The sequence below is a fragment of the Nitrospira sp. BLG_2 genome, from assembly GCF_049222245.1.
This window is the reverse complement of record NZ_JBLYIG010000188.1, coordinates 1-3,101: the sequence shown is the minus strand read 5'-3', so window position 1 is coordinate 3,101 and position 3,101 is coordinate 1. Positions and strand designations below refer to the sequence as shown.

2 protein-coding genes and 1 pseudogene are annotated in these 3,101 nt (G+C 61.0%); all 3 read left to right on the top strand.

The genetic code is table 11. From position 1 onward, the window contains the following. Positions 1-843, top strand: an 843-nt coding sequence (locus ACOSYY_RS05195) for a vWA domain-containing protein (RefSeq protein ID WP_421661205.1), incomplete at its 5' end; no start/stop codon positions are given. A gap of 8 nt (positions 844-851) precedes the next feature. Beyond that, positions 852-2,489, top strand: a complete 1,638-nt coding sequence (locus ACOSYY_RS05190; RefSeq protein ID WP_421661204.1) for a VWA domain-containing protein — start codon at positions 852-854, stop codon at positions 2,487-2,489. After that, a pseudogene (locus tag ACOSYY_RS05185) lies at positions 2,486-3,101 on the top strand (hypothetical protein); the annotation flags it as partial. The gene ACOSYY_RS05190 and the pseudogene ACOSYY_RS05185, both read left to right, overlap by 4 nt.

The window sequence follows — 3,101 nt, the reverse complement described above, 5'->3', positions numbered from 1 at the left end:
GTGCTGGCGCCCGTCGTCTGGACGCTGCTCGTCACGGCGACGGCCGATCCCCAATGGATCGAGCCTCCGATCGAACGAGTCGAATCGGCGCGGGATTTGATGCTGGCCGTGGATCTCTCCCAATCGATGGACGCGCGCGATTTCCTGGATGCGGCCGGCCGTCGCATGGATCGCTTGGCGGCGGTCAAACAAGTGGTCGACGAGTTCATCACCCGCCGGAAGGGCGATCGGATCGGATTGATCGTGTTCGGTCAGGCGGCGTTTCCACAAGCCCCGCTCACCATGGATCACGAGAGTGTGCGACTGCTGCTGGAGGAAGTGCAGATCGGCATGGCGGGACCGCAGACCAGCATCGGAGACGCGATCGGCGTCGCGATCAAGATGACCGAACGCTCGAAGACCAAGGAACGATTGCTTGTCTTGCTCACGGACGGAAACGATACCGCCAGTAAACTGCCTCCCGACAAGGCCGCCGAGATTGCGAAGCAACAGGGGATCACCATCCATGCCATCGGCATCGGCGATCCGAAAGCGAGCGGGGAACAGCGGGTGGATCTTAGCGCCCTCAAGCGCATCGCCTCGGTGACGGGCGGCCGCTCGTTTCAAGGGCAGGATCGGACTGGCCTGGAAAGCATCTATCGGACGATCGATGAAAGCACTCCCGAAAAGGTGACGCGCTCCGTCTACAGGCCGAAACGTTCGCTCTTTTACTATCCGCTCGGGGCGAGCATCATCCTGTTGCTCGGCTATCACCTCGCCATGATGGTATGGACGATGAGTCGAACGATGAGCCGCATTCCAACGGCGAGCCATCGAACGTGGCCGCGTCAGGAATCGGGATAAGGATGGACTTGTCCGCGTTTCATTTCCTCCGACCCTGGTGGTTGCTCTGTATTCCGGCGGCCGTGGTCTTGATGTGGATCTGGCGCCAATACACCGACACGCGTCAACAGTGGGCCGACGTCATCGCTCCGCACCTCCTGGACCATCTGATGATAGGCGGCACGGGAACCCGGCGATGGCGGCCGATTCATTCGACCGCCGTGGCTCTGGCCATGGGCGGCATCCTGGCGGCTGGGCCGACGTGGGAACGGGAGCCGCCGCCGTTTACGGAAGACAACGCTCCGATGGTGGTGGCGCTCGACTTGTCACGCACCATGGACGCGTTGGACGTTCCACCGACGAGGTTGGAGCGGGCGAAGCAAAAGGTCCGTGATCTGGCGTTGCTGCGAGCCGGGTCCCGCACCGGCCTGGTCGTCTACGCCGGCACGGCGCATCTCGTGCTTCCACCGGCGGAAGATCCAGAACTGCTGGACATTCTTCTCGCCGCTCTGGATACAACCCTCATGCCGGTGCCGGGAAGAAATGCCGAAGCCGCGCTGAACATGGCATCTCATCTGTTGGGAAAGGAGTCGGCCGGCGGGACGATCCTCTTCATCACGGATGGATTCGAAGCGCAGCATGTTCCGGCGTTTGCCGATCACCATCGTCGATCGCGCGATCAGGTGTTGGTCCTGGCCGTAGGAACATCCGAAGGCGGACCGCTGAAAACGAAGAGCGGCCGGGTGGCCCTCGATTCTCACGGCGTCCCATTGCGCGCGTATCTTGATCGCGGCAGTTTCACTCGCTTGAGTGATGAGGCCGACGTACCAGTGGCGAGCGTGACCGTGGACGAATCCGACGTGGAATGGGTCCAGCGACGCGCGCTGCACCATCTTCAGGTCGTGAACGAGCGGACCGCGGAGGTGCGATGGAAGGAGTTCGGGTACTACGGCACATTTCCTTTGGCCATCCTGGCGGCCTTGTGGTTTCGGCGCGGCTGGACCGTCAGATGGTCGGCCATACTCATCCTCGTCTCGTTGTGGGGCATGGCTGAACCAGCCATGGCCGAGCCGCCCGGCATGTTCGATCGCGCCTATGAGAAAAGCACGTCCTTCGTGATGGATCTCTTCCTGACGCGGGATCAGCAAGGCCGCCGGTATTTCGAACGGGAAGACTACGCCGCCGCGGCTGAACGGTTTGCCGATCCCATGTGGAAAGGGTTGGCCCATTATCGGAACCGCGACTATGCGTCGGCTTTGGCCCAGTTTGCTCGATTGAACACGGCGGAGGCGTATTTTCTGATGGGGAATTGCTACGCGCGGATGAAGGAGTATCCCACCGCAGTAGGAGCATACGATCATGCGCTTACGCTACAAGGAGCATTTCCGGAAGCGAAGGCAAATCGAAAGCTGGTCGCGGCGTTGATTCCCAAGAAGCCTCACGACGATCAAGAAGGAGAAGCGGACCCGAATCTCGATCCGGACGACATCACGTTCGACAAGAAGGGCCAAAAAGGCAAGGCGGGGCAAGTTCCGCAACTCAAAATAAAGCCGGCGCAGGTGGCGGAACTCTGGATGCGCAATTTGAATGTCTCTCCGGCGGAGTTTCTGCGCGAGAAATTCCGTGTGCAAGCGGAAAAAACGAAACGACCTCCTCGAGGCACATGACGAAGCGTTTGGTCATTCTTGCCATGGCCGCACTGGTTTCGGTCTCCAACGTCGTCTTCGGCGAAGAGGGCCCGCGGGTGATGGCGCGGGCGCATCTGGAACCGGCCGGTACGATCGTCGTGGGCCAGCCGGTCAAGTTGATCGTCGAGGTGCTGGTCACCACTTGGTTTACCGGCGCGCCGGAGTATCCTCCGCTCGACATCCCTGGGGCCCTGGTCACGGTCCCCGATGAGCAGTCCGCGCATTTGACGGAGCAGATCGATGGAACGACATGGTTTGGATTGACCCGCACCTACCGAATAACGCCCATGGAACCGAAGAAGTTTACGGTTCCCCGTCTCCCGATTCTGCTGCATCCGGGGTTGGCTTCGAAACCGGTCACGGTCTGGTCACCGTCCAGGGCGTTTTCGGTCCGTGTTCCGGCAGGCGCCGAAGGGGCGGCCGTTTTTCTGGCCACCAGTCATCTCGAGATGGCGCAACGATTCGATCGCGCGCTGGACGGGCTGAAGGTCGGCGATGCATTCACGAGAACGATCACGATCACGGCGAAGGATACGCACGCGATGTTCTTGCCGCCGATCGCATTCATGCCGGTGGAAGGGTTGACCGTGT